This window comes from Duganella sp. CF402, assembly GCF_900109645.1.
Lineage (GTDB): Bacteria > Pseudomonadota > Gammaproteobacteria > Burkholderiales > Burkholderiaceae_D > Rugamonas.
Genome location: NZ_FOBG01000001.1, coordinates 3,635,336 through 3,659,793, shown reverse-complemented (window position 1 = coordinate 3,659,793; position 24,458 = coordinate 3,635,336). Strand labels below are relative to the sequence as shown.

Genomic DNA, 24,458 nt, shown 5'->3' with positions numbered 1-24,458 from the left:
ATGAGCCAGACCATGAAAGACTTTCTGCGCGAGCGGAATATCCACGAAGTGGAGTGCGTCATCGCCGACATGACCGGTATCGCGCGCGGCAAAATCCTGCCCAAGGATCTGTTCCTGAGCGAAGGTGAAATGCGCTTGCCGAAAAGCGTCCTGCTGAACACCGTCAACGGCGAGCAGCCCAACAACACACCCTACGTCGGCGCCACCGATCCAGACATGATCTGCGTGCCGGACCTCGCCACGTTGCGACAAGTGCCGTGGGCGGCGGAAAACGTCGCGCTGGTGATTCACGATTGCCAGAACTTCGACGGAACCCCGGTCGGCCTGTCGCCGCGTGCCGTGCTGCGCAAGGTGCTGCGCATGTACGAGGATCGTGGCTGGCAGCCGGTGGTGGCGCCGGAGATGGAATTTTATCTGGTCGCCCGCAGCAGCAACCCGCACGAACCGCTGGCGCCACCGTTGGGCCGCAGCGGCAAGCCAGAATCCGGCCGCCAGTCCTACTCCATCGATGCGGTGAACGATTTCGATCCCTTCTTCCTTGAGCTGTCGACCTTCTGCAAGCAGCACGATCTTGGCGTCGAAACGCTGATTCACGAAGCCGGCGCAGGGCAGATGGAAATCAACTTCACCCACGGCGAGGCGCTGGAACTGGCCGACCGCGTGTTCCTGTTCAAGCGCGCCGTGCGCGAGACGGCGCTGAGGCATGGCATCTTCGCTACCTTCATGGCCAAGCCGATGGAGACGGAGCCGGGCAGCGCGATGCACATTCACCAGAGCGTGCTCGATACCACCAGCGGCCAAAATATCTTCTCGCGCAAGGACGGCGACGCCAGCGATTTATTCTTCAACTACATCGCGGGACTGGAAAAGTACATCGCGCCGGCCACGCTGCTGTTTGCGCCGCATGTGAATTCCTACCGCCGCTTGTCGCGCTTCATGTCCGCGCCGACCAATGTGCACTGGGGCTATGACAACCGTACCTGCGGCATCCGCATCCCCAACTCGGCGCCCTTGAATCGTCGCGTGGAGAACCGCGTACCCGGCGTGGACGTGAATCCCTACCTGGCGATGGCGGCCACGCTGGCCTGCGGCTATCTCGGCATGGTTGAAGGCATTAAACCATCGGCGCCAACATCCGGCAGCGCGGAGCATGTGCACGATCAGCTGCCGCGCAATCTGGAGGACGCCATCCTGCGCCTGCGCGAGTGCAAGCCGTTAAGCGAAATGCTGGGAGAGCTGTTCGTACAGGCATTCTGCGAGGTGAAGGAACTGGAGTTCGCCACCTACAGCCGCGTAATCAGCTCGTGGGAACGCGAGCATTTGATGCTGCTGGTATGAGTACCCGAACAGGCCTCGACTGGCAGCGCGTGCAGGCGCTGGTGGCCGACGAGCGCGCGCATTACGTGGCGCGCAATCCTGCGTCGGCGCGGCTGGCAGGGCAGGCCGGGCGGCATATGCTGTTCGGCGTGCCGATGCATTGGATGAATGACTGGTCTACGCCGTTTCCGCTGACCATACGCGAAGCATCGGGCGCGCGCTTCCGCGATGCGGACGGCCATGACTACGTGGACTTCTGCCTCGGCGACACCGGGGCCATGTTCGGCCACGCGCCGCAGCCGGTGGCGCAGGCCATCGCCCGCCAGTCGGCGCGCGGCTACACGGCCATGCTGCCGTCGGAGGATGCTGGCCCCGTGGCCGCCGAACTGTCGCGCCGTTTTGGCCTGCCGTCCTGGCAGTTTGCTTTGTCCGCCTCCGACGCCAACCGCTTCGTTCTGCGCTGGCTGCGTGCCGCGACGGGGCGCAGCAAGGTGCTGGTCTTTAACGGCTGCTACCACGGCACGGTGGACGATGTATTCGTCGACCTGGTCGACGGCGTGCCGACGCAGCGCGACAGCCTGCTCGGGCAAGTGCACACACTGACGGATCACACGGTAGTGGTCGAGTTCAACGACCTGCCGGCGTTGGAAGAAGCGCTCAAGCAGGGCGATATCGCCTGCGTGCTGGCCGAACCGGTGATGACCAACGTCGGCATGGTGCTGCCGCAGGAAGGCTTCTGGGAAGCCGCGCAGCAGCTCATCAAGCAGCATGGCGCGTTACTGGTGATCGATGAAACGCACACCATCAGCAGCGGCCCTGGAGGCTACTCCCGTGCCCACGGCATGCAGCCGGACGCGCTGGTGGTCGGCAAGCCAATCAGCGGCGGCATCCCCTGCGCGGTGTACGGATTTACGGAAGAACTGGCGCGCCGGGTGGAGCACGCCAAGCGCAGCGCACCGCCGGGCCATTCGGGCATAGGCACCACGCTGAGCGCCAACATGTTCGCAATGGCCGCGATGCGGGCTAATCTGGAGGAGGTGATGACTGAGGCAGCCTACCGGCACATGTTCGCGCTCGCGGCGCAATTGGCGGATGGGCTGCGCGACGTGATTGTGTGGCATAAGCTGCCGTGGTGCGTCACCCAAATCGGCGCCCGCACCGAATTCCAGTTTACGCCCTCAGCGCCGCGCAACGGCACCGAAGCGCAAGCGGCGATGGACAGTGAACTTGAGCAGGCGATTCACCTCTACCTGCTCAACCGCGGTCTGCTCATCACGCCTTTTCACAATATGCTGCTGGTCTGCCCTCAGACCAGCACTGAGGATGTGCAGCAGTTATTGGCTGCATTTGAGGACTGTCTTGCGGGGTGCGTTGTCAGGCGCTGGTGGCTGTGTAGTCGCTGTACCCCTTAGAAGCAGTGTTCCAGCGCCGGGAAGCTGACGTTTTTGACGGCGGTGACGTAGGCGGTGATGGCGGCGTCGATGCTGGTCTGGCCGTCCATGAAGTTTTTCACGAAGCGCGCTTTTCGACCTGGGAAGACGCCCAGCAGGTCGTGCATCACCAGTACCTGGCCCGAGCAGTCCGGACCCGCGCCGATACCAATCGTTGGAATCGACAGCATGTCCGTTACCTCTTTGCCCAAGGCCGAAGGAATCGCCTCCAGCACCACCAGCGATGCACCGGCTGCCTGGATCTTCAGTGCGTCGGCTTTCAGCAGGTCGGCGCTTTCGGTGGTTTTGCCTTGCACTTTGTAGCCGCCTAGCTGGTGCACCGACTGCGGCGTCAGGCCCAAGTGCGCGCACACTGGCACGCCACGCTCGGTCAGGAATTTGATGGTGTCGGCCACCCATGCGCCGCCTTCGATCTTGACCATGTGCGCGCCGGCCTGCATCGCCTGCACGGCGTTGGCGTACGCAGTTTCCGGCGTGCCGTAGGCGCCGAACGGCAGGTCGGCTACGATCATGGCGTTCTTGGTGCCGCGTGCCACGGAGGCGGTGTGGTACACGATGTCGGTCATGGTGACCGGCAGCGTCGATTGGTGGCCGGCGCACACCATGCCCAGCGAGTCGCCGATCAGCAGGATCTCAACGCCGCAGCGATCCATCAACGAGGCGAAGCTGGCGTCATAGCAGGTCAGCATGGTGATTTTCTCGCCAGCGTTGCGCAGCGTGGCCAGGGTGTTGACGGTGACGGCTTTCGATACGACCGCTTTGGCCGGTGCAGGTGCGTTGGCGTCGGCGGGCTTTTGGCTCGCGGCCATTTCGGTTCCTTGCAGGTATCCAGACATGGTAAATCCTTTGCTTATTAAATCGGGCTGATGCCCTGGTCGGCCACGCCGGCCGCGTACTGCGACGCCGCTCCGTGACCTGGAATATGAATCGATGGCGCCAGTTCCAGCAGCGGCACCAGCACAAATGCGCGCTCGGTCATGCGCGGATGCGGCACGGTCAGCGTGGCGCTGTTGATGGTGGCGTCGCCATACAGTAGCAGATCGAGATCGAGCGTGCGCGGCGCGTTGCGATACGGCCGTTCACGCCCGTGCGCCTGCTCGATGGCTTGCAGCGCTTGCAGCAGCGCTTCGGCATCCAGCGTGGTGGCGATGCGTGCCACGGCGTTGATGTAGTCGTCGCCGCTGGAGTCGATCGGCGCGGTGCGGTACAGGCTCGATGACGCCATCAGGGTGCAGCCGGGCTGGCGTTGCAGGCGTTCCAGCGCGTCCAGCACATTGGCGCGCGCGTCGCCGAGATTCGCACCGATGCCGATGTAGGCCAGGGTGAAGGCAAATGGCGCCTTGTCGTCCTGCGGCGCTGCGGGCGCGAGGCCCGCTATGATGTCGGTATTCATGATGCGAAGAGGGCGTGCTTAGTCGCCGCCACCGTCGTGCGATGCGCTGTCGCCACCGCCGTCGGAGCCGCCGCCTTCGCCGCCGCGGCCGCTACGATTGCGGCCGCCGCGACGTGGGCCGCGCTTGCGCTTCGCTGCGCCACCGGCGCCGCTGCCGCCACCAGAAGGCTGGCTGGCCGAGGAAATCAAATCTTCGCGCGAGGCTTCGTCGCTTTCGTAGAAGGCGGTCCACCATTCGCCGATTTCGGCATCGATCTCGCCCGAGGCGCAACGCAGCAGCAGGAAGTCGTAGCCGGCGCGGAAGCGCTGGTGTTCCAGCAGCTTGGCCGGCGCCTTGCCGGTGCGGCGTTCGAAGCGCGGCTGCATGGCCCAGATGTCGCGCATGTCGGAGCCGATCTTGCGCTGCAAGGCCAGCTTTTCGGTCTGCGAATCGAGCACGTCGTCGGCCGCCAGGTGCAGCGCCGGGATGGTCTGCTCGCCCGCCGCGCGGTAGGCTTCCCATTTCTCCAGCACCTGATGCCACAGCAGCGACGCAAACAGGAAGCCCGGCGACACGGTCTTCCCTGCATGGATGCGGGCGTCGGTCGATTCCAGCGCCAGCGTCACGAACTTGAAGCCCAGCGGCTGTTCCAGCACTACGTCCAGCAGCGGCAGCAGGCCGTGATGCAGGCCTTCCTTGCGCAGCTGCTGCAGGCAGGCCAGCGCGTGGCCGCTCATCAGCAGCTTGAGCATTTCATCGAACACGCGCGCGGCCGGCACGTTGTTGATCAGCGGCGCCATGACCTTGATCGGTGCGCCGGTTTCCGGCTCGATCGAGAATTTCAGCTTGGCGGCAAAGCGCACCACGCGCAGCATGCGCACCGGGTCTTCGCGGTAGCGCGCTTCCGGCACGCCGATGATGCGCAGCGTCTTGGCGCGGATATCTTCAATACCGCCGTGGTAGTCCAGCACCTGCTGGTTGGCCGGGTTGTAGTACATGGCGTTGATGGTGAAGTCGCGGCGCTCCGCGTCTTCCGCCTGCGAGCCGAAGGTGTTGTCGCGCAGGACGCGGCCATGCTCATCCTTCGGCGCGTTGGCCGAGGTGGTGCCACGGAAGGTGGTCACTTCCAGCAGGTCGTTGCCGAACATGACGTGCACGATCTGGAAGCGCTTGCCGATGATGAAAGCGCGGCGGAACAGGCGCTTGACCTGCTCCGGCGTGGCGTTGGTGGCAATGTCGAAGTCTTTCGGCTTCACGCCCAGCAGCAGGTCGCGCACCGCGCCGCCGACCACGAAGGCTTCGTAGCCGGCTTCCTGCAGCGTGCTGGTGACGCGGACGGCATTGTTGGACAGCAGGCGCGGATCGATGCCGTGGGCTTCTGGCCCCAGCACCACCGGGGTGTTGGCGTCGCGGGCCGCTTTACTCTTGGTGCCGAGGATTTTGCGGATCAGTTTCTTAATCATTGAACAGCTCAATTAATGGCCAGCCGTTGGCGGCGGCGTGCGTTTTCAGTTTTTCGTTCGGATTGGTCGCCACCGGATGGCTGACGATGGACATCAGCGGCAAATCGTTGTGCGAATCGCTGTAGAAGTGGACGGTGTCAAAGTCTTCCAGCTTCTTCCCCATTTTTTCCAGCCACGCCTTGGTGTGGACGATCTTGCCCGCGCCCTGGGTCGGCGTGCCGAGCAGCTTGCCGGTCAGGTTGCCCTCGGCGTCGACTTCCGGCATGGCCGCGATCAGGTGCTCCACGCCCAGCGCTTTGGCAATCGGCGCGGTCACGAAGTGGTTGGTGGCGGTGACGATGGCCACCAGGTCGCCGGCGTCCAGGTGCTTTTGCAGCAGGGCGCGCGCCGCCGGGCGCAGCGCCGGCGTTACCACTTCGGCCATGTACTGCGCATGCATTTCATCCAGCCTGGCGCGCGGGAAGGCGGCCAAAGTACCCAGCGTGAACTCAAGATATTCTACCGGATCCAGCGTGCCGGCCTGGTATTGGGCGAAGAACTCGCGGTTGCGGCGGTCGTATTCCACCGCGTCGACGGCGCCGGTGCGCACTAAAAACTGGCCCCACTCGAAGTCGGAGTCGATCGGCAGCAGGGTGTGGTCGAGGTCAAAAAGGGCGAGATTCATTATTCTTTCGCTTCCGCCTGCAGCCACTCGCGCAGCAGCGGCAGAGTGATCGGGCGATGGGTTTCTAGGGAATACTGGTCCAGCGAATCGAGGATGGTCGACAGCGACCGCATGTCGCGCTGGAAGTGGGACAGCAAGTAGGGTATCACGCCGGCCGACAGCGTCAAGCCGCGCGCGGCGGCGGCGGCGGCCAGCGCCGCGCTCTTCTCTTCGTCGGTCAGGCCGTGGATCTGGTAGATCAGGCCCCAGCCCATGCGCGTGCGCAGGTCTTCGCGCACCGGCAGCACGGCCGGCGCCACGTTGCCGCTGCAGACCATGAAGGCGTTGTTGGCGCGGATTTCATTGAACAGGGCGAAGGCGTCGATCTGCGCCAGCGGCGACAGCTTTTCGCAGTCGTCGAGCAGGTACAGGTCCACCTCCGGCGAATACACGAATTCGGATTCGATGGAGAATGGCGAGATATAGCGCGCGCGCAGCTGTTCGTCCTCGCTGCCGGCGCTGGCCAGCGCCTTGAGCAAGTGCGACTTGCCGACGCCCACCGCGCCCCACAGGTAGGCGAAATGCTCGCGCGACGTGCGGCTGGCGAATTGCTTCATCAGCGCTGCCGCTTCGGCATTCTGTCCTACCTCGAACGATGCGAGGCTGTGCGTAGGTTCCGCGCCTAAATCGAGCACCAGTTGTTTCATGGCGTTCGCCTTGTGGTCTTTTGCATAACGTTTTCGTGTTTCACATCATGCATTATAAAAGCTGCTGCTTAGATAGTGGCGGCGCAGGTGTTTAAAGGCCACCATCAGCACCGCCGACGCGGGCAATGCCAGCAGCACGCCGACGAAGCCGAACAGCTGGCCGAAGGCCAGTAAAGCGAAAATCACCGCCAGCGGATTGAGGCCGATGCGCTCGCCCACCAGGCGCGGCGTCAGGAAAAAGCCCTCCAGCACCTGGCCGAAACCGTAGATCACGGCCACCGCGATCACGCCGCTGAAGTCCGCGAATTGCAGCACCGCCGAAATCAGCGCCAGCACCAGTCCGAGGCCGAAGCCGAGGTAGGGGATGAACACCAGCAGGCCGGTGATGATCCCGACCGGCAGCGCCACGTCGAAGCCGGCGATGGCCAGCGCCGCCGAGTAGTAGATCGCCAGCACCAGCATCACCAGCAGCTGGCCGCGCAGGTATTGCGCCAGCAAGGTATCGACTTCGTTGGCCATGACCAGCGTGGCGGCGATGTAGCGGCGCGGGATGGCGCCGGCGATCCGCGCCAGCATGGCGTGCCAGTCCAGCAGCAGGTAGAACAGCACCACCGGGATCAGCACCACCGTGGCCAGCCAGCCCAGCACTGCCGTTCCGCCGATGCGGGCCGAATTCAGTACCGCCGACCAGATGGCGTCGCCGGACGCGGCCATTTGTTCCGAGGCCAGTTGTTTGATGCCGGCGCTGTCGATGCGCACTTTCACGCCCAGTTCCTGCAGCTTGGGCGCGAGCAGGTCGTTGGCCTTGGCCAGGAAGGCCGGGATCTGCGCCTGCAGCAGCGGGATTTCCTTTTGCAGCACCGGCACCACGATCAGCACCAGCGTGGTGATGGCGGCGAAGAACAGCGTCACCACGATCACCACCGACAGCGCGCGCGGCATGTTGAAGCGGCGGCCGAAGCGGATGCGGTCGAGCCGGTCAACGCCGGGATTGAGCGCGTAGGCGAAAATCGCGGCCGCCAGGAACGGCGTCAGCACCGGGCCCAGCGTCACCAGCAGGAAAAAGAATGCCGCCCACACCGCCAGCCAGAATGCCGTTTGCTTTTGCTCTACCGTGAGGGGAAATGGCATGGAGGATGTATTTGATGGTTAAAAAGGCGGTTGGACGGGGCAATTTTGATAAAATAGCGGATTGACCGGGTTTTATTGCATATTTTCGTGTGATTTTGTCACGAAATCGGTCTCCGCCTTCTATTTTACCGCCTCCGCTGCGAAATACACCATGAGCCAAACTACTAATGTTTCCCTGTCCTACCGTGACGCCGGCGTCGATATCGACGCGGGTGATGCCTTAGTCGAAGCAATCAAGCCGTACGCCAAGCGCACCATGCGCGAAGGCGTGCTGGCCGGCTTGGGCGGTTTCGGTGCGATGTTCGAGATCAGCAAGAAGTACAAGGAACCGGTGCTGGTGTCCGGCACCGACGGCGTGGGCACCAAGCTGCGCCTGGCGTTCGAGCTGAATCGCCACGACACCGTGGGCATCGACCTGGTGGCCATGAGCGTCAACGACATCCTGGTGCAGGGCGCCGAGCCGCTGTTCTTCCTCGACTACTTCGCCTGCGGCAAGCTGGACGTGGCGACCGCCTCGAACGTGATCAAGGGCATCGCCCAGGGTTGCGAACAAGCCGGCTGCGCGCTGATCGGCGGTGAAACCGCCGAGATGCCATCGATGTACCCGGACGGCGAGTACGACCTGGCCGGTTTCGCGGTGGGCGCGGTGGAAAAATCGAAAATCATCGACGGCACCAAGATTGCGCCGGGCGACGTGATCCTGGGCCTGGCCTCGTCGGGCGTGCACTCGAACGGTTACTCGCTGGTGCGCAAGATCATTGAAGTATCGAAGCCTGACCTGGCGGGCGACTTCCACGGCCGTCCGCTGGCCGACGTGCTGATGGCGCCGACCCGCATCTACGTCAAGCCGCTGCTGGCGCTGATGGAAGCGATCGAAGTCAAAGGCATGGTGCACATCACCGGCGGCGGCCTGGTCGAGAACATTCCGCGCGTGCTGCAGCCTGGCCTGGTGGCCGAGCTGGACTCGAAGTCGTGGACCCTGCCACCGCTGTTCCAGTGGCTGCAACAGCACGGCGGCGTGGCTGACGCGGAAATGCACCGCGTGTTCAACTGCGGCATCGGCATGACCGTAATCGTGTCGGCGGAAAACGCGGCTGCGGCCAAAGCCCAGCTGGAAGCGGCCGGCGAGACCGTCTACACCATCGGCAAAATCCGCGCCCGCGTCGGTGACGAGCACCAGACTATCGTCGTGTAATTTACAACGGCACAAAAGAAAAGCGGACCAGATGACATCTGGTCCGCTTTTTTTATTTGCGATCTTGCGGCGGCGGTGGCGGTGGGGCGCCGTCCGGCAGGACGGCGAAGGCCTCGCGCAGTTTCTTGCAGGTGCCTTTGACGGTTTCGCCGCGCCGGCCTTTGAATTCGGCCTTGGCGCCTTCGGCCTTGCCCTTGCAGGCGGCGATGGCTTCAGGCGGCGGACCCGGCGGCTTGCCATCCGGCGGCGGACCGTCCGGACGTTGACCATTTTGCGCCGAGGCGCCCACTGCGCAAACGGCCAGCGCCGCGCACAACATCCAGTGCTTAATCAACTTCATGAAAACTCCCGATAACAAAGAACCGCCATTATCTTGCGCGCACCTGTTAGCTGCGGTCAAGGCGCAGTAAAGCCCGGTAAATTAGCGCTTGAGGATTTTCTCCACTGGCGCCGGGCGCAGGCGGAAGGCGTCGGGCAGGCCGGAGCCGAGCAGGGGGCGCAGGTACATGCGGAAGGCGTCGGTGACGTCGGTGCCGCTGGCGCTGATGAACTCGTCCTCCATCACGCGCGTTTTGCCGGCCACGGCGTTCAAGGGCAGCAGTTCGTAGTCGACCGAGTAGAAGCCGGTGCGCTTGATGGCCACTGAGCCATCCTGCTTGCCCCACATGGCGAACTGCACCGCCTTCTCGCCCACTTCGCGCGCCTCGCGCTGGTCGACGTCCGACACGCAGCCGATGAAGGAGCGCTGCAAATACCCAAACGTATCGCCGCGTACGCGCTTGATGCCGAGCTTGGCCTTGATTTCGTCGCACAGCAAATCGGCCAGCGCGCCGGTGCCGGACAGCTGCACGTTGCCGTGCGCGTCGCGTTCCACTTCTTTCGCCAGCAAGGACGCTATCGCTTCGCCGCTGGCATCGTGGATGCCTTCCGATACCGCGATCACGCAGCGGCCATAGCGTTCGTACACCGCTTTCACATCGGCCAGGAACTGCTCCAATGAAAACACGCGCTCGGGCAGGTAGATCAGGTGCGGACCGTCGTCCGGGAATTTTTTGCCCAGCGCGGCGGCGGCGGTGAGGAAGCCGGCATGCCGGCCCATCACCACGCCCACATACACGCCCGGCAGCGAGGCGTTGTCGAGATTGGCCCCGGCAAACGCTTGCGCCACGAAGCGCGCGGCCGACGGGAAGCCCGGCGTGTGGTCATTGCCGACCAGGTCGTTGTCGATGGTCTTGGGAATGTGCATGCAGCGCAGCGCGTAACGCGCCGCTTGCGCCTGTTCGCTGACGATGCGCACCGTGTCCGAGGAATCGTTGCCGCCGATGTAGTAGAACTGCTCGATCTGGTGCGCCTGCAAGACCTTGAAGATCTCCTTGCAATACGCTTCGTCCGGCTTGTCGCGGGTCGAGCCCAGCGCCGAGGAGGGCGTGGCCGCCACCAGTTCGAGGTTGTGGCTGGTCTCGCGCGTGAGGTCGACCAGGTCTTCGTTGACGATGCCGCGCACGCCGTGCAGCGCGCCGTAGACCCGCGTCACGTCGCGGAAGCGGCGCGCCTCGAGCACCACGCCCGCCAGCGACTGGTTGATGACGGCGGTCGGACCGCCTCCCTGTGCGACCAGAATTTTTCCCGACGACATGCTCGCTCCTTCTCAGGTGTGAAGTGATCCGCTCACTATAGCGCGAACTTCAGGGCTTGCCGATATTCTTGTCGAGGAAGCGTTCCACCTTGCCCCAGAAGTCGATGCGGTTTTTCTGCAAGTACCAGCCGTGGCCCTCGTCGGCGTAATAAATCCATTCCACGCCAGCGTTGTTCTTGCTCACCGCCTCTTTGAATGCCGTGCCGTGGATGATGGGCACCACGCGGTCGGCGCCGCCGTGCGCCAGCAGCAGCGGCTGCTTGATGCGGGCCGCCTGTTGCAGCGGCGAGGTGGCGGCCAGCTGGTCCGCGTCGCTGCCGATCAGCATCTTGAAACCGTAGCGCTCGAAGGCGCCGCCGCTGGACCAGCTCAATTCGCTGCTCCAGTGGCCGTCGCGCAGGATCTTCAGGTCGGTCACGCCGGCCCAGGCCACGCCGCATTTGTACAGGTCGGGGTCGTTGACCAGTCCCATCAGCGTGGCATAGCCGCCGTAGCTGGCGCCGGCGATGCAGATGCGCTTGCCGTCGGCGATCCCCTGGGCGATGGCCCAGCGCGCGCCGTCGGCGACATCGTCCTGCATCTTCAGGCCCCATTGCTTCCAGCCGGCGTTGAACAGCGCGTTGCCGTAGCCGGTGCTGCCGCGGAACTCCGGCTCCAGCACGGCGTAGCCGCGCGAGGCCAGGAACTGCACCTCGGCGTCCCAGTCCCAGTGCACGCCGCGCACCCAGGGGCCGCCGTGCACCAGCACCACCATTGGCAGGTTCTTGCCGTTGCCGGCTTTGGGCGTGGTCAGATAGGCCGGGATTTCCAGCCCGTCGCGCGCCTTGTAGCGCACCATCGTCTTGGACGACATCAGCTCGGGCGCGATCGCCGGATGCGAACTGCCCAGCATGCTCAGGCTGCGCGTCTCGGTGTTGTACAGGCGGTAGACCGGAGGTTGCAAGTCCGAGCTCGAGGTCACCAGCACATGGGGCCCGGCCGGCCGCAGCGCCGTGTCGATCATATTGTTGGTGGCCGGCAGCAGCGCGTCGACCGCCTGCTGCACCGCCTTCATTTTGGCGTCGATCCACCAGGTGCCCTTGGCATCGACCTCGTAGGTATAGCCCTGCACCTTGTCCTGGTCGTAGACCAGATGGCCGCGGAAGTCGTAGCCGGGCGTGCTGATGGCGGGCTTGTCGCCGAGCTTGCGGGTGGCGATGTCGTAGGGGTAGAGCGCGTCCGCACCCTGCATGCTGGTGCGCACGTACAAGGTGCCGTCCGGGCCGAAGGCGGCCGGATCGAAGTGCTCCTTGGCCTGTGGGTACATGGCGAAGCTGACCAGCTGGGTCCACGGCTGGTCGTCGCGTTCGCGATGGAAAATCACTTGCTGGTTGCCGCGATAGGCCACCGTGATGCGCGGTTCGCCCTTGCGGTCGACGATCCAGCGCATGGTGTCGGCCGGATGGCCGTAGGTCTTGTACTTGCCGGTGACGGTATTGAGGCGCAGCAAAGCGATCTGGTTCATCCAGCCGGTGCCGCCGTATTCGTATTGCGTGACCAGGATGTCGTCGCTGTCGAGATTGCCGATGCCGCTGTACATGAAGGTACTCCACGGCAGCAGCTTGTTCTGGTAGGGCGTGAGCGTGTCGTTGTGGCTGCTGTCGCGCCGCACCAGCTGGCGCAGCTCGCTGCCGTCGGCATTGACCGCCCACAGGCCGCCGCCCCATTCCGCCTCGCCCTCCGGCACGCCGAGGTCGTCCACGTTGAACACCAGGCGCTGGTCGTTGACCCAGTGGTAGCGGTCGACGTCGGCGTCTTCCAGCGCGGCCACCACCTTGGTTTTGCGGTTGGCCACGTCGACCACCGCCAGCCGTACGCGGCCATTCTTGCTGGCCACCTTGATGGCCACCAGGCGGCCGTCCGGCGACATAATCGGATTGCTGAACGTCGGGTTGTCAAAGAACGACGCCGCCGGGATGGCGGCTGGCGCGGTGGTTTGCGCGGCGGCCGGCAGTGCCGCCAGCGCGCCCAGTACGGCAATGGTGATGCTCAGTTTCATGGTGCTGGTTGTGAAATTGGTAATTAGTGCACAATAGCATCAAGTTATCAAATCCAGAAGCATCAGGATGGTGAAGCGCAAGTATTTTTCTTTGGGGTGATCACGGTTGTTCGGGGGCGCGGATGTAGTCGACCAGCGCCGCCGTCGGGCGGCCAGGCGCCGGCGTCAGCAGGCTGACCACGATGATGGTGAGCAGGCCGGCCGGCACGCCGAAGATGCCGGCCGAGATCGGGGCGATGTGGAACCACTGGCCGGCCGCGCTGCCGCCCAGCACCGGATTGGTGTGCAGCATGTAGTAGATACAGACCAGGAAGCCGGTGGTCATGCCGGCCAGCGCGCCGTAGCGGTTGGCGCGCTTCCAGAACACGCCCAGTACCAGCGCCGGGAACAGCGTCGAGCCGGCCAGCGAAAAGGCCGCGCCCACCAGCGACAGGATGTCGCCCGGCTTGGTCGAGGCGGCGTAGGCGGCGATGAAGGCCACGGCCAGCAACAGCAGCTTGGAGATGGTCACGCGCTTTTGGGTGGAGGCGCTGCGGTCGACCAGCTTGTAGTAGACGTCGTGCGACAGCGCGTTGGAGATCGCCAGCAGCAGGCCGTCCGCCGTCGACAGCGCGGCGGCCAGGCCGCCGGCCGCCACCAGTCCCGAGATCACGTAGGGCAGGCCGGCGATTTCCGGCGTGGCCAGCACCAGCACGTCGGCGTCGATGGCGATTTCAGCCAGCTGCACCACGCCGTCATGGTTGATGTCGCTGATGCTGAACAGCGGATTGAGCTTGTCGACGTTGGTCCAGTACGAGACCCAGTTCGGCAGGTGGTTGTAATCGGTGCCGACCAGTGCGCTGTAGATATCGTACTTGACCAGCACCGCCAGCGCCGGAATGGTCAGGTAGATCAGCAGGATGAAGAACAGGGTCCAGAACACCGACACCCGGGTGTCGTGCACCGACGGCGTGGTGTAGGAGCGCATCAGGATGTGCGGCAGCGCGGCCGTGCCCAGCATCAGGCAGAATACCAGCGCCAGGAAGTTGTTGCGCTTGATGTCGGAAGTTTCCTGGTCGCCGGGGTAGGGCGTGGCGTGCGGCGTGATCGGTTCGGCGCGCTGCAGGTTTTGCTCGCGCGCTTCGGTCCAGGCGCGTTCGGCGTCGTCGGCGCTTTTCGGATAGGCCACCAGCTCGCGCTCGGCGCTGCGGATTTCCAGCAGCGAGGCGTTGCGGGTTTTGACGCTGTCGAGCTTGCGCTGCAGGTCGATGCGGCCGGCTTCCCACGAGGCCGGCAAGGTCTTGAGGCGGGCCTCGTAGTCGGCCGCGCGCTGGCGGTAGATGGCGCGCACTTCGGCTTCTTTCGGATCTTCCTGCAGCACGTGCTCGCGCGCGCTGAGCTTGGGCAGCAGCTTGCCGTAGGCGACTTGCGGAATCGGATTATCGCTATGTTTGGCCGACAGCCAAATGGCCGGAATCAGGAACGCCACCAGAATGATGATGTACTGCGCCACTTGCGTCCACGTGATGGCGCGCATGCCGCCAAGGAAGGAACACACCAGGATACTGGCCAGGCCAAGGAAGATGCCGACCGAGAAATCGACGCCGGTGAAGCGCGAGGCGATCAGGCCCACCGCGTAAATCTGCGCCACCACGTAGGTGAAGGAGACCATGATGGTGGCGATCACGGCCAGGATGCGCACCGCGCGGCCGCCATGCTCGGCCTGCTCGGCGCCGCCGTAGCGCTCGGCCAAAAAGTCGGGGATGGTGTACTGGGCGAACTTGCGCAGGTAGGGCGCGATCAGCAGCGCGACCAGGCAGTAGCCGCCGGTCCAGCCCATGATGTAGGCCAGGCCGTCGAAGCCGTGCAGGTAGAGGCCGCCGGCCAGGCTGATGAAGCTGGCGGCCGAGATCCAGTCGGCGGCGGTGGCCATGCCGTTGAACATGGCCGGCACGCGGCGCCCGGCCACGTAGTATTCAAGCACATTGGAGGTGCGGCTGATGACGCCGATCAGCGCGTACAGCACGATGGTGGCAAACATGAACAGGTAGCCGATCCACACGCGCGGCATGCCTTCCTGTTCCAGCGCGGCCAGCGCGATCAGGAAGCAGGCGAAGCCGCCGGTGAACAGGCTGTAGTAATAGCGCAGGCGCTGGAAGTAGCTACGTTGCGGTTTCAAGCGCGCGGCTCCTGGTCGAGTTTGCGCATGCGCCAGGCATAGAAGCCGAGGATGGCGAGGTAGACCAGCGAAGCGCCCTGCGCGGCAAGGTAGAACGATAGCGGCCAGCCGAACACGCTGAGCCCGGCCAGCTCGCGCGCGAAGAAGACGGCGCAGAAGCCGGTCAGCAGCCACAGCGTGAGCAGCAGCGCGGTCAGGCGGCGTGTGCGTTGCCAGTGTTGTTGGCGGGAGAGCTTATCCATAGTAAGGCGCTTCTTCATCGTCTTCCTGCGGTGCCTGCGGCAGCGGGAAGGTCAGGCGGAACAGCGCGCCCGGCAGCTTGGCCTGGGTGGCGCGCGGATTGTTGAAGATGTCGACCTCGGCGCCGTGCTGCTGCGCGATCTCGCGCACGATGGCCAGCCCGAGGCCGCTGCCCTCGGCGGTGTTGCCGAGGATGCGGTAGAAGCGCTCGAACACCCGCTCGCGCTCGGCCGGTGCGATGCCGGGGCCGGTGTCTTCCACTTCGAGGTAGGCGTGCTCCAGCTCGTCGCTACGCACCCGCACCGTGACGCTGCCGCCGCCGGGCGTGTAGCGCATGGCGTTGTCGATCAGGTTGGACAACAGCTCGCGCAACATGGTCGGATTGCCGGTGATGGTCAACGGCGCGGCCGGCGCTTCAAAGCCCAGATCGATGCGATGCGCGAACGATGCCTGCACCCAGTCCTGCACCACATTGCGCGCCAGTTCGCCCAGGTCCAGCGGCTGCATCGCGCTGCCGGTCTGGGGATGATTCTCGGCGCGTGCCAGTGCCAGCAGCTGGTTCACCAGCCGCGTGGCCGCCTCCGAACTCTTGGCCAGTTGTTCCAGCGAGCGGTGGATCTCGCCCTTGTCGGTCTGGCGCAAGGCCAGCTCGGACTGCATGCGCATGCCGGCCAGCGGTGTGCGCATCTGATGCGCCGCATCGGCAATGAAACGCTTCTGCATGTCGATGGTCAGCGACAGCCGCGACAGCATCTCGTTGAGCGAGCGCACCAGCGGTGTGATCTCTTCCGGCACCTGGTTGGAGCCGATCGGGCTCAAATCCTCCGAACTGCGCGCGCGGATGCGCTCCTGCAGCTGCGCCAGCGGCGACAGGCCGCGCGCCAGCGCAAACCAGACGAGCGCCAGCACAATCGGCAGCACAATGAACTGCGGCAGGATCACGCCCTTGATGATGGCGTTGGCCAGCTGGGCGCGTTTCTCCAGCGTTTCCGCCACCTGCACCAGCGCCAGCTGCGGCGTGCTGCCGTCGCTGCGCTCCAGTTGCACGTAGGCGAAGGCGATACGCACCGGCGTGCCGTGCATATTGTCGTTGCGGAAGCGCACGCCGCCGGAGCTGGTCTTGTCCTCGTCGTCGAGCACCGGCTGCGGCATGTCGCGGTCGCCGTCGACGTGCTCGCCGCGCGGGCCCTGGATCTGGAAATAGACGTTGTCGATATCGTCGGCGCGCAGGATGTCGCGCGCCGAACCGGACAGGCTCTTGATCACCTTGCCGTCCACCGAGCGTACCTGCTGCGCCAGCACGGTGACGCTGTCTTCCAGCGCGTGGTCGAACGGCTGGTTGGCGATCGACTTGGCGACCAGGTAGGTGATGGCGATGCTCATCGGCCACAGCAGCAGCAGCGGGGCCAGCATCCAGTCGAGGATTTCGCCGAACAGCGAGTGCTGGATATCTTCATCGGCCTCGGGCGGCGGTGGCTGATATTCCAGTTCGGCTTCCGGCGACGGGTTCACTTGTGGCTGTCCCCGGCTTCCGCGCTGGCGCGGGCGTCGTTGAATTTTTCGAGACAGTAGCCGAGGCCGCGCACGGTGGCGATGCGCACGCCGCCGACTTCAATCTTCTTGCGCAGGCGGTGCACATACACCTCGATGGCGTTGTTGCTGACTTCCTCGCCCCATTCGCACAGGTGGTCGACCAGCTGTTCCTTCGACACCAGGCGGCCGGTGCGGGCCAGCAGGATTTCCAGCAAGCCCAGTTCGCGCGCCGACAAGTCCAGCATCTGCTCGTTGATGTAGGCGCTGCGGCCGACCTGGTCGTAGCTGAGCGGGCCGTGCTTGATGACGGTGGCGCCGCCGCCGGCGCCGCGCCGGGTCAGGGCGCGCACCCGCGCTTCCAGTTCGGACAGGGCGAAGGGCTTGGCCATGTAGTCGTCGGCGCCGAGGTCGAGGCCGTTGACGCGCTGCTCGATCGAATCGGCGGCGGTGAGGATCAGCACCGGCAGCAGCGAGCCGCGCGAACGCAGGCGGCGCAGCACTTCCAGTCCGGACAGCTTGGGCAGGCCGAGGTCGAGGATCAGCAAATCGAATTCCTGGGTGGACAGGGCGGTATCGGCCTCCTGCCCGTTTCGCACGCAATCGATGGCGTAGCCCGACTGGCGCAGCGAGCGGGTCAGCCCGTCGGCCAGCACGCTATCGTCCTCGGCTAGTAAAATACGCATGGTGAACACTCCGGCAGCACAAGACCCTATTTTGTGCGACTTTTTGTTCTTTCGCAAAGAAAGATCAAAATCCCGCTTGCATTAAGCACTGTTTTTTTATACAGTGCTACCTGAATTGAACAACCCCACTGGCGGAAAGCACATCATGGACGATAAAAAAGGCGTAGTACCTGCATCTGAAAAAGCCAAGGCGCTGGCAGCGGCGCTGGCCCAGATCGAGAAGCAATTCGGTAAAGGCTCCGTCATGCGCATGGACGCCAGTGCCCCGATTGAAGAAGTGCAAGTCGTGTCGACCGGCTCGCTGGGCCTGGACGTGGCGCTGGGCGTCGGCGGCCTGCCGCGCGGCCGCGTGGTGGAAATCTACGGTCCGGAATCGTCGGGTAAAACCACGCTGACCCTGCAAACCATCGCCGAGATGCAAAAACTGGGCGGCACCTGCGCCTTCATCGACGCCGAGCACGCGCTGGACGTCGGCTATGCGCAAAAACTGGGCGTCAACTTGCACGAACTGCTGATCTCGCAGCCGGACACTGGTGAACAAGCGCTGGAAATCTGCGACGCGCTGGTGCGCTCCGGTTCGGTGGACCTGGTGGTGGTCGACTCGGTCGCCGCGCTGACGCCACGCGCCGAGATCGAAGGCGACATGGGCGACTCCCTGCCAGGCCTGCAAGCACGCCTGATGTCGCAAGCACTGCGCAAGCTGACCGGCTCGATCAACCGCACCAACACCCTGGTGATCTTCATCAACCAGATCCGCATGAAGATCGGTGTGATGTTCGGCTCGCCGGAAACCACCACCGGCGGCAACGCGCTGAAGTTCTACGCCTCGGTGCGCCTGGACATCCGCCGCACCGGCTCGATCAAATCGGGCGACGAGGTGATCGGTAACGAAACCAAGGTCAAGGTGGTCAAGAACAAGATCGCGCCACCGTTCAAGGAAGCGCACTTTGACATCCTGTACGGCGCCGGCACCTCGCGCGAAGGCGAGATCCTGGACCTGGGCGTGGAAGCGAAGATCGTCGAGAAATCGGGCTCGTGGTACAGCTACAACGGCGAGCGCGTCGGCCAGGGCAAGGACAATGCACGCCTGTTCCTGCAAGAGCGTCCGGAGCTGGCGTGGGAAATCGAAAACAAGGTGCGCGAATCGCTGGGCGTGCGCGCACTGCCGCCACTGGCCACCGACAACACCGTGGTCAAGCTGAAGCCGGCCAAGCCTGAAGCCGACGCCGCGTAATCGTCGCCCCGGCCTCCGCCGGGGCGACGCGCTGCGGGGAATTTATGCCAGCACCACAACTCAGCCTGAAAGCACGCGCGCTGCGCTTCTTGTCCATGCGCGAGCACAGCCGGCTGGAACTGGGCCGCAAGCTGGCCAAGTATGCCGAGGAGGGCGACGATGTCGACGCCCTGCTCGACCTGCTGGAAAACAACAACTGGCTGTCGCAAGAACGCTTCTCCGAATCGCTGATCCACCGCCGTGCCGCGCGCTACGGCAACAGCCGCATCGTGGCCGAGCTGCAAAGCCACGGCGTCAACGGCGAAGCGCTGCAAGAACTCAAATCCAACCTGGCCGATAGCGAACTGGCGCGCGCGCATGACGTCTGGCAGCGCAAGTTCGGCACCGTCGCCAACGACCCTCAAGAACGCAACAAACAAATCCGTTTCCTGCTGCAGCGTGGCTTCTCGCAACGTGTGGTGCAGAAGGTCATCAAAGGCGCCGACCTCGACGAGTAATTTCCCTTCGGTCCGGGGTGTGCTACACTTTATGGGTTTTTGCAGCACCGCGGGTGCGGTGGTTGTCCGTAGAAGCTGCGGCAACGTGCGTTTTTAATAAGAGAAATGCGCCAGGCTGCTAACTAATAGAAATGCCGTGAGAACGGTATCGATCTTATGTCTCTGCTAACTCCAGTTATCCGACGTGCGCTGCGGCTCACGCGCGCAAGTGCTACCTTCAGCAAGGGTGGCGCGCGGGATATTGGCGGCCCCCTCTGCATCAAGCACCCCAAATTTCCAGCCCTGAGCCCGCATCGCGGCGCAGCGGCACAGTTGTACCCGCGCTGGGTGGACAAAGCAGCACCGGGTAGCGCGTAGCTCAAATTATCTGCTTAATCATTCAACCGATTCATACACATCAGCATCAGAAGGGAAGCCAGCATGAAGATCCATGAGTATCAAGGCAAAGAAATTCTCCGGAAATACGGAGTGACGGTACCGCGCGGTATTCCGTGCCTGACCGTAGAAGAAGCAGTGAAAGCTGCTGAAACCTTGGGCGGCCCAGTCTGGGTTGTGAAAGCACAGATCCACGCCGGTGGCCGTGGTAAAGGCGGCGGCGTGAAAGTTGCCAAGTCGCTGGAACAAGTCAAAGAATACGCTGACCAGATCATGGGCATGCAGCTGGTCACCCACCAGACCGGCCCGGAAGGTCAAAAAGTACGCCGCCTGCTGATCGAAGAAGGCGCGGACATCAAGCAAGAACTGTACGTTTCGCTGGTGACCGACCGCGTAACCCAGCGCGTTGTGCTGATGGCCTCGTCGGAAGGCGGCATGGACATCGAAGAAGTTGCTGAATCCCACCCAGAAAAAATCCACTCGATCGCTATCGATCCAGCCGTGGGCCTGACCGACGCTGAAGCCGCTGGCATCGCCGCGAAAATCGGCGTACCGGAAGGCTCGATCGCCGATGCCGTCACCAACCTGCAAGGCCTGTACAAAGCCTACTGGGAAACCGACTCGTCGCTGGCCGAAATCAACCCGCTGATCGTCACCGGTTCGGGCAAGATCATCGCCCTGGACGCCAAGTTCAACTTCGACGCCAACGCGCTGTTCCGTCAACCAGAAATCGTCGCTTACCGCGATCTGGACGAAGAAGATCCAGCTGAAGTTGAAGCATCGAAATTCGACCTGGCCTACATCTCGCTGGACGGCAACATCGGCTGCCTGGTGAACGGCGCCGGCCTGGCAATGGCCACGATGGACACCATCAAACTGTTCGGCGGCGAGCCAGCCAACTTCCTGGACGTGGGCGGTGGCGCTACGGCCGAGAAAGTTACCGAAGCCTTCAAGATCATGTTGAAAAACCCAGGCCTGAAAGCCATCCTGGTCAACATCTTCGGCGGCATCATGCGTTGCGACGTGATCGCCGAAGGCGTGATCACCGCATCGAAAGCAGTTTCGCTGCAAGTACCGCTGGTGGTCCGCATGAAGGGCACCAACGAAGACCTGGGCAAGAAGATGCTGGCGGACTCCGGCCTGCCGATCATCGCCGCTGACACGATGGAAGATGCAGCTAAGAGCGTTGTTGCCGCCGCTGCTGGTAAATAATTAAGGAACCGATATGTCTATTCTGATCAACAAAGACACCAAAGTCATCACCCAGGGTATCACCGGTAAAACCGGCCAGTTCCACACCCGCATGTGCCGCGAATACGCGAACGGCAAAAACGCCTTCGTCGCTGGCGTGAACCCGAAGAAAGCCGGCGAAGACTTCGAAGGCATTCCAATTTTCGGTTCGGTGAAAGAAGCCGCATCGAACACCGGCGCCACCGTGTCGGTGATCTACGTGCCGCCAGCAGGCGCCGCTGCCGCCATCTGGGAAGCTGTTGAAGCCGAACTGGAACTGGCAATTTGCATCACCGAAGGCATCCCTGTCCGTGACATGATGGCCCTGAAGGATCGCATGGCCAAAGCCGGTTCGAAAACCCTGCTGCTGGGCCCTAACTGCCCAGGCCTGATCACCCCTGACGAAATCAAGATCGGCATCATGCCAGGCCACATCCACAAGAAAGGCCGTATCGGTGTGGTGTCGCGTTCGGGCACCCTGACCTATGAAGCAGTGGGTCAGCTGACCGCACTGGGCCTGGGCCAATCGTCGGCAGTTGGTATCGGCGGCGACCCAATCAACGGTCTGAAGCACATCGACGTGATGCGCATGTTCAACGAAGATCCTGATACCGACGCGGTCATCATGATCGGCGAAATCGGCGGTCCGGACGAAGCCAACGCTGCTCGTTGGGTCAAAGACAACATGAAGAAACCGGTGGTTGGCTTCATCGCCGGCGTTACCGCTCCTCCAGGCAAGCGCATGGGCCACGCCGGCGCGTTGATCTCGGGCGGCGCTGACACCGCGCAAGCCAAGCTGGACATCATGGAAGAGTGCGGCATCAAAGCCACCAAGAACCCATCGGAAATGGCACGCCTGCTGAAAGCAATGCTGTAATTTCGATTGTGGAATAATAAAGGGGAGCCTCGTGCTCCCCTTTATTTTTTTGGAGATTGCGGTTTGGCCAAGCTCATCATCTCGCGCAACGGACAAGTAGAGCAGCAAATTCAACTGAGCAAAGAGCGCATGACGCTGGGCCGTCACCCGCGCAACGATATCGTGCTGCAGCACCCGGCTGTGAGCGGCGAGCACGGCGCCATCGTCACCATCCTCGACGACTCCTTCCTCGAAGACCTGCACAGCACCAACGGCACGTTTGTGAACGGCCACCGCATCGGCAAGCACTTCCTGCAGCACCAGGACGTGATCAAGATGGCCAAGTTCGAGCTGCAGTTCATCGCCGACGGCATCCGCCCGCTGGCCGCCGCGCAGCCGGTGCTGGCAGAAATCGCTATCCTGAATGGCAACAACGCCGGCAAGCACGTGGCGCTGACCAAGCCGCAGACCACGCTGGGCCGCACTGGTGTGCAGGTGGTGGTGATCCACCGCTATCCCGACTTCTACACCGTCACCCACACCGAGGGCGAGGCGGCGCCGCTGCTGAACGGCGTGGCGCTCGACCCGCAGACTGCCGAGCGTCTCAGCGACGGCGATGTGATCGACCTCAGCGGGACGCAAATGGCCTTCCGCATCGCCTGACAATAATTGTCAATCGGGCCCGGCATGACAAATTGTGGCGCTCGGGACTGACAAAAAATGGCACTTCAGGGTGGTTTTTGCTGAAAATTTGAGCAAAAACAGGCTGGCACAGCGCTTGCACTAAGGGAGGTGTACCACCCAACAATGTGTTTAATCCTGAAGGAGTCGCAAAATGAAATCCATGAAAATGATGAAGCAACAAGCCCAAGCCGGTTTTACCCTGATCGAACTGATGATCGTCGTGGCGATTATCGGCATTCTGGCCGCTGTGGCGATTCCTGCATACAGCGACTACACCTCCAAGGCCAAGGCTGCCAACGCCGTCGGCGTAGCTGACCCGCTGAAGACCGCAGTTGCACTGTGCATGCAAGAAAATGGCGGCACCAAAGCTGGTTGCACCGGCGGCAGCAACGGCATCCCTGCCAGCGTCACCGCAACCAAGGAAGTCGCTTCCGCCACCGTTACCGACGGCGTGATCGTGCTGACCCTGGACAATGCCGCCAAGCTGGGTACCGGCGCCACCATTACCTTCACGCCAAACGAAGCTGCTGCCGGCGCTGCTGCCAACACCAACGTGTCGTGGACGATTGCAGCCGCCAACTTCACCAGCACCACCGTCAAAGACGCGATCGAGAAGAACTCGAAGTAATCCGCTTGATGACGTAAAAAACCGGGCTCAGGCCCGGTTTTTTTTTGCTTAAACGATCTTCTGGCGGTCGGCGATCAGCGCTTCGTAGGTCAGGTTTTGCAGCATGGTGTAGTGGACCGGGTCGAGGTCGATGAACTGCACGCCGTAGGTGAACACTTCCGGCTTGTCGCCGGCGGCCGGCTTGACCACGTTGATGTTGCGGATGGTGGCATTCGGATTGACGCGCACCTGGCGGTTGCCGGGCTGGGCAATCAGGTAGAACGACAGCGCCACCTGGGCGTCGCCGTCGGTGAGCTGCTTGGGCGACTCGATCAGCGCGCCGGACACACTGAGGTTGACCAGGAACACCGAGGTGGAGGCGCCGGAAGCGCTGGTCACCTGCGCCGGGATATCGACCTTGACCCGCATCGCTGCGCGCAAGCTGGTGCCCTGGATGGAAACCGGGAAGCTCAGGTGCACATAGAACAGCGGCCGCGCAAACACGCGCTGGACCACGCAGGAGAACGAGCACACGTTCACGCCGGAGAACACCCGAATGGTGAGCTTGTCGCCATCGTTGAGCGCGATCGGCGCGCCGTTCTCGAACGGCACCTTGACGATCATGTACTCATCCTTGACCCAGCCGATCAGCGTCGAGAAATGCTGGATCGGCTTCATGGTGCGATGAGTGATGAACTGTATCCTGCCGCCCACCTGCAGGTTCATTTGCTCGAACTCGTACTCCTGAGTCTTGGCTTCGCTTGGCGGAGGGTTGCTGCTCATTCAGATCTTTCTCGTGAAAAATTGTCCCTGCGACATTAATTATATACCCGCCAAGTTAGGGTAACAATCAGACAATACAACTAGCTAGTCGCACTCCAGTCGCCGGACTTGCCGCCATGTTTTTCGGTGACGCGGATATTGGACATCACCATGCCGCGATCCACCGCCTTGCACATGTCGTACACGGTCAGCAGGCCGACTTGCACGGCGGTGAGGGCTTCCATTTCAACCCCGGTCTTGCCGTAGGTTTCGACCTGCGCCTTGCAGTGGACGCTGGAATTCTCAACGTCGGTCTCGAACTCGACCGCCACGCGGGTCAGCGCCAGCGGGTGGCACAGCGGGATCAGGTCGGCGGTGCGCTTGGAGGCCATGATGGCGGCGATGCGGGCGATGCCCAGCACGTCGCCTTTCTTGGCCGTGCCGCTCAGGATCAGGGCCAGGGTCTCCGGCTTCATGCGGATCGAGCCGGTGGCGAGGGCGATGCGGTGGGTCTCCGCTTTGGCGCCGACGTCCACCATGTGGGCTTGTCCGGCGGCGTCAAAGTGAGTCAGGTGTTCGGTGGTCATGGTGGCGGCGTAAAATGAGTCATAATCTGGCGCTAAGCTTTAGCTACCCAGTTGCGGA

24 protein-coding genes are annotated in these 24,458 nt (G+C 63.1%); 9 read left to right on the top strand and 15 right to left on the bottom strand.

Going from position 1 to position 24,458, the window contains the following annotated elements; translation table 11 throughout:
- Both BMZ70_RS16440 and BMZ70_RS16435 read left to right on the top strand, forming a co-directional pair.
- Positions 1-1,338: a glutamine synthetase family protein gene (locus BMZ70_RS16440; protein ID WP_092276498.1), complete on the top strand. Its 1,338-nt coding sequence runs from the start codon at positions 1-3 to the stop codon at positions 1,336-1,338.
- Positions 1,335-2,729: an aspartate aminotransferase family protein gene (locus BMZ70_RS16435; protein WP_092276495.1), complete on the top strand. Its 1,395-nt coding sequence runs from the start codon at positions 1,335-1,337 to the stop codon at positions 2,727-2,729. Before BMZ70_RS16440 ends, BMZ70_RS16435 begins: the two co-directional genes overlap by 4 nt.
- On the opposite strand, the gene panB is transcribed toward BMZ70_RS16435, so the two are convergent.
- Genes panB through BMZ70_RS16405 form a run of 6 tightly spaced genes read right to left on the bottom strand, consistent with a single transcriptional unit; the run spans position 2,726 to position 8,085 of the window.
- On the bottom strand, positions 2,726-3,577 hold the full coding sequence (gene panB / locus BMZ70_RS16430) for a 3-methyl-2-oxobutanoate hydroxymethyltransferase (RefSeq protein WP_092276492.1): 852 nt from the start codon (positions 3,575-3,577) through the stop codon (positions 2,726-2,728). The two genes, BMZ70_RS16435 and panB, sit on opposite strands and share 4 nt — an antisense overlap.
- Positions 3,578-3,621: 44 nt before the next feature.
- Positions 3,622-4,161, bottom strand: coding sequence for a 2-amino-4-hydroxy-6-hydroxymethyldihydropteridine diphosphokinase (folK, locus tag BMZ70_RS16425; RefSeq protein ID WP_092276490.1), 540 nt, complete (start codon positions 4,159-4,161; stop codon positions 3,622-3,624).
- A gap of 18 nt (positions 4,162-4,179) precedes the next feature.
- A complete protein-coding gene (gene pcnB, locus BMZ70_RS16420; protein WP_092276487.1) occupies positions 4,180-5,604 on the bottom strand; it encodes a polynucleotide adenylyltransferase PcnB in 1,425 nt (474 codons plus the stop codon).
- Positions 5,597-6,268 (bottom strand): histidinol-phosphatase, encoded by a 672-nt coding sequence (locus tag BMZ70_RS16415; protein WP_092276484.1) that lies wholly within the window; start codon positions 6,266-6,268, stop codon positions 5,597-5,599. Before BMZ70_RS16415 ends, pcnB begins: the two co-directional genes overlap by 8 nt.
- The gene (hda, locus tag BMZ70_RS16410; protein ID WP_092276481.1) at positions 6,268-6,954 is read right to left on the bottom strand and encodes a DnaA regulatory inactivator Hda; all 687 of its coding nucleotides are present in this window, start codon (positions 6,952-6,954) and stop codon (positions 6,268-6,270) included. Before hda ends, BMZ70_RS16415 begins: the two co-directional genes overlap by 1 nt.
- Before the next feature lie 45 nt (positions 6,955-6,999).
- Positions 7,000-8,085, bottom strand: a complete 1,086-nt coding sequence (locus BMZ70_RS16405; RefSeq protein ID WP_092276478.1) for an AI-2E family transporter — start codon at positions 8,083-8,085, stop codon at positions 7,000-7,002.
- 151 nt (positions 8,086-8,236) lie between these two features.
- Between BMZ70_RS16405 and purM the strand changes: the two genes are divergently transcribed.
- Positions 8,237-9,280 (top strand): phosphoribosylformylglycinamidine cyclo-ligase, encoded by a 1,044-nt coding sequence (gene purM, locus BMZ70_RS16400; RefSeq protein WP_092276475.1) that lies wholly within the window; start codon positions 8,237-8,239, stop codon positions 9,278-9,280.
- Positions 9,281-9,332: 52 nt separating this feature from the next.
- Here the strand turns inward: purM and BMZ70_RS16395 are convergent, their stop codons facing one another.
- From BMZ70_RS16395 to BMZ70_RS16365, 7 genes are all read right to left on the bottom strand, one after another.
- A complete protein-coding gene (locus BMZ70_RS16395) occupies positions 9,333-9,620 on the bottom strand; it encodes a hypothetical protein (RefSeq protein WP_092276472.1) in 288 nt (95 codons plus the stop codon).
- Positions 9,621-9,701: 81 nt separating this feature from the next.
- Complete coding sequence (locus BMZ70_RS16390) at positions 9,702-10,916, bottom strand: 6-phosphofructokinase (RefSeq protein ID WP_092276470.1); 1,215 nt, start codon at positions 10,914-10,916, stop codon at positions 9,702-9,704.
- A gap of 49 nt (positions 10,917-10,965) precedes the next feature.
- A complete protein-coding gene (locus tag BMZ70_RS16385) occupies positions 10,966-12,954 on the bottom strand; it encodes an alpha/beta hydrolase family protein (RefSeq protein ID WP_092276467.1) in 1,989 nt (662 codons plus the stop codon).
- Positions 12,955-13,054: 100 nt separating this feature from the next.
- On the bottom strand, positions 13,055-15,112 hold the full coding sequence (locus BMZ70_RS16380) for a sodium:solute symporter family protein (RefSeq protein WP_092276464.1): 2,058 nt from the start codon (positions 15,110-15,112) through the stop codon (positions 13,055-13,057).
- On the bottom strand, positions 15,109-15,354 hold the full coding sequence (locus BMZ70_RS16375) for a DUF4212 domain-containing protein (RefSeq protein WP_092276461.1): 246 nt from the start codon (positions 15,352-15,354) through the stop codon (positions 15,109-15,111). Before BMZ70_RS16375 ends, BMZ70_RS16380 begins: the two co-directional genes overlap by 4 nt.
- Entirely contained in the window at positions 15,347-16,864 is a 1,518-nt protein-coding gene (locus BMZ70_RS16370) for a sensor histidine kinase (RefSeq protein ID WP_092276458.1), read from the bottom strand. Before BMZ70_RS16370 ends, BMZ70_RS16375 begins: the two co-directional genes overlap by 8 nt.
- The gene (locus tag BMZ70_RS16365; RefSeq protein WP_092276455.1) at positions 16,861-17,568 is read right to left on the bottom strand and encodes a response regulator; all 708 of its coding nucleotides are present in this window, start codon (positions 17,566-17,568) and stop codon (positions 16,861-16,863) included. Before BMZ70_RS16365 ends, BMZ70_RS16370 begins: the two co-directional genes overlap by 4 nt.
- 145 nt (positions 17,569-17,713) lie before the next feature.
- Between BMZ70_RS16365 and recA the strand changes: the two genes are divergently transcribed.
- From recA to BMZ70_RS16335, 6 genes are all read left to right on the top strand, one after another.
- Positions 17,714-18,802 (top strand): recombinase RecA, encoded by a 1,089-nt coding sequence (gene recA / locus BMZ70_RS16360; protein ID WP_092276452.1) that lies wholly within the window; start codon positions 17,714-17,716, stop codon positions 18,800-18,802.
- Positions 18,803-18,846: 44 nt separating this feature from the next.
- Positions 18,847-19,299, top strand: coding sequence for a recombination regulator RecX (gene recX / locus BMZ70_RS16355; RefSeq protein ID WP_092276449.1), 453 nt, complete (start codon positions 18,847-18,849; stop codon positions 19,297-19,299).
- A gap of 420 nt (positions 19,300-19,719) precedes the next feature.
- Positions 19,720-20,886, top strand: coding sequence for an ADP-forming succinate--CoA ligase subunit beta (sucC, locus tag BMZ70_RS16350; RefSeq protein ID WP_092276446.1), 1,167 nt, complete (start codon positions 19,720-19,722; stop codon positions 20,884-20,886).
- A 13-nt stretch (positions 20,887-20,899) separates the two neighbouring features.
- Complete coding sequence (gene sucD, locus BMZ70_RS16345) at positions 20,900-21,781, top strand: succinate--CoA ligase subunit alpha (RefSeq protein WP_092276443.1); 882 nt, start codon at positions 20,900-20,902, stop codon at positions 21,779-21,781.
- A 63-nt stretch (positions 21,782-21,844) separates the two neighbouring features.
- Complete coding sequence (locus tag BMZ70_RS16340; protein ID WP_092276440.1) at positions 21,845-22,423, top strand: FHA domain-containing protein; 579 nt, start codon at positions 21,845-21,847, stop codon at positions 22,421-22,423.
- A gap of 172 nt (positions 22,424-22,595) precedes the next feature.
- A complete protein-coding gene (locus BMZ70_RS16335) occupies positions 22,596-23,072 on the top strand; it encodes a pilin (protein WP_207231501.1) in 477 nt (158 codons plus the stop codon).
- Between the two features lie 48 nt (positions 23,073-23,120).
- Here BMZ70_RS16335 and BMZ70_RS16330 read toward each other — a convergent pair whose 3' ends face one another.
- Positions 23,121-23,834, bottom strand: coding sequence for a flagellar brake protein (locus BMZ70_RS16330; RefSeq protein ID WP_092276437.1), 714 nt, complete (start codon positions 23,832-23,834; stop codon positions 23,121-23,123).
- An 80-nt stretch (positions 23,835-23,914) separates the two neighbouring features.
- Positions 23,915-24,400 carry a cyclic pyranopterin monophosphate synthase MoaC gene (gene moaC, locus BMZ70_RS16325; RefSeq protein ID WP_092276434.1) on the bottom strand — a complete coding sequence of 162 codons (486 nt, stop codon included), beginning with the start codon at positions 24,398-24,400 and terminating at the stop codon, positions 23,915-23,917.
- Between the last annotated feature and the right edge of the window lie 58 nt (positions 24,401-24,458).

Bases quoted from the DNA above. Each gene is read 5' to 3' on its own strand.
- pcnB (WP_092276487.1), bottom strand. From the start codon at position 5,604: ATGATTAAGAAACTGATCCGCAAAATCCTCGGCACCAAGAGTAAAGCG.
- sucD (WP_092276443.1), top strand. From the start codon at position 20,900: ATGTCTATTCTGATCAACAAAGACACCAAAGTCATCACCCAGGGTATC.
- BMZ70_RS16395 (WP_092276472.1), bottom strand. From the start codon at position 9,620: ATGAAGTTGATTAAGCACTGGATGTTGTGCGCGGCGCTGGCCGTTTGC.
- recX (WP_092276449.1), top strand. From the start codon at position 18,847: ATGCCAGCACCACAACTCAGCCTGAAAGCACGCGCGCTGCGCTTCTTG.
- BMZ70_RS16375 (WP_092276461.1), bottom strand. From the start codon at position 15,354: ATGGATAAGCTCTCCCGCCAACAACACTGGCAACGCACACGCCGCCTG.
- BMZ70_RS16330 (WP_092276437.1), bottom strand. From the start codon at position 23,834: ATGAGCAGCAACCCTCCGCCAAGCGAAGCCAAGACTCAGGAGTACGAG.
- BMZ70_RS16365 (WP_092276455.1), bottom strand. From the start codon at position 17,568: ATGCGTATTTTACTAGCCGAGGACGATAGCGTGCTGGCCGACGGGCTG.
- BMZ70_RS16440 (WP_092276498.1), top strand. From the start codon at position 1: ATGAGCCAGACCATGAAAGACTTTCTGCGCGAGCGGAATATCCACGAA.
- moaC (WP_092276434.1), bottom strand. From the start codon at position 24,400: ATGACCACCGAACACCTGACTCACTTTGACGCCGCCGGACAAGCCCAC.
- folK (WP_092276490.1), bottom strand. From the start codon at position 4,161: ATGAATACCGACATCATAGCGGGCCTCGCGCCCGCAGCGCCGCAGGAC.
- panB (WP_092276492.1), bottom strand. From the start codon at position 3,577: ATGGCCGCGAGCCAAAAGCCCGCCGACGCCAACGCACCTGCACCGGCC.
- BMZ70_RS16405 (WP_092276478.1), bottom strand. From the start codon at position 8,085: ATGCCATTTCCCCTCACGGTAGAGCAAAAGCAAACGGCATTCTGGCTG.
- purM (WP_092276475.1), top strand. From the start codon at position 8,237: ATGAGCCAAACTACTAATGTTTCCCTGTCCTACCGTGACGCCGGCGTC.
- recA (WP_092276452.1), top strand. From the start codon at position 17,714: ATGGACGATAAAAAAGGCGTAGTACCTGCATCTGAAAAAGCCAAGGCG.
- BMZ70_RS16335 (WP_207231501.1), top strand. From the start codon at position 22,596: ATGAAATCCATGAAAATGATGAAGCAACAAGCCCAAGCCGGTTTTACC.
- hda (WP_092276481.1), bottom strand. From the start codon at position 6,954: ATGAAACAACTGGTGCTCGATTTAGGCGCGGAACCTACGCACAGCCTC.
- BMZ70_RS16390 (WP_092276470.1), bottom strand. From the start codon at position 10,916: ATGTCGTCGGGAAAAATTCTGGTCGCACAGGGAGGCGGTCCGACCGCC.
- BMZ70_RS16415 (WP_092276484.1), bottom strand. From the start codon at position 6,268: ATGAATCTCGCCCTTTTTGACCTCGACCACACCCTGCTGCCGATCGAC.
- BMZ70_RS16435 (WP_092276495.1), top strand. From the start codon at position 1,335: ATGAGTACCCGAACAGGCCTCGACTGGCAGCGCGTGCAGGCGCTGGTG.
- sucC (WP_092276446.1), top strand. From the start codon at position 19,720: ATGAAGATCCATGAGTATCAAGGCAAAGAAATTCTCCGGAAATACGGA.
- BMZ70_RS16385 (WP_092276467.1), bottom strand. From the start codon at position 12,954: ATGAAACTGAGCATCACCATTGCCGTACTGGGCGCGCTGGCGGCACTG.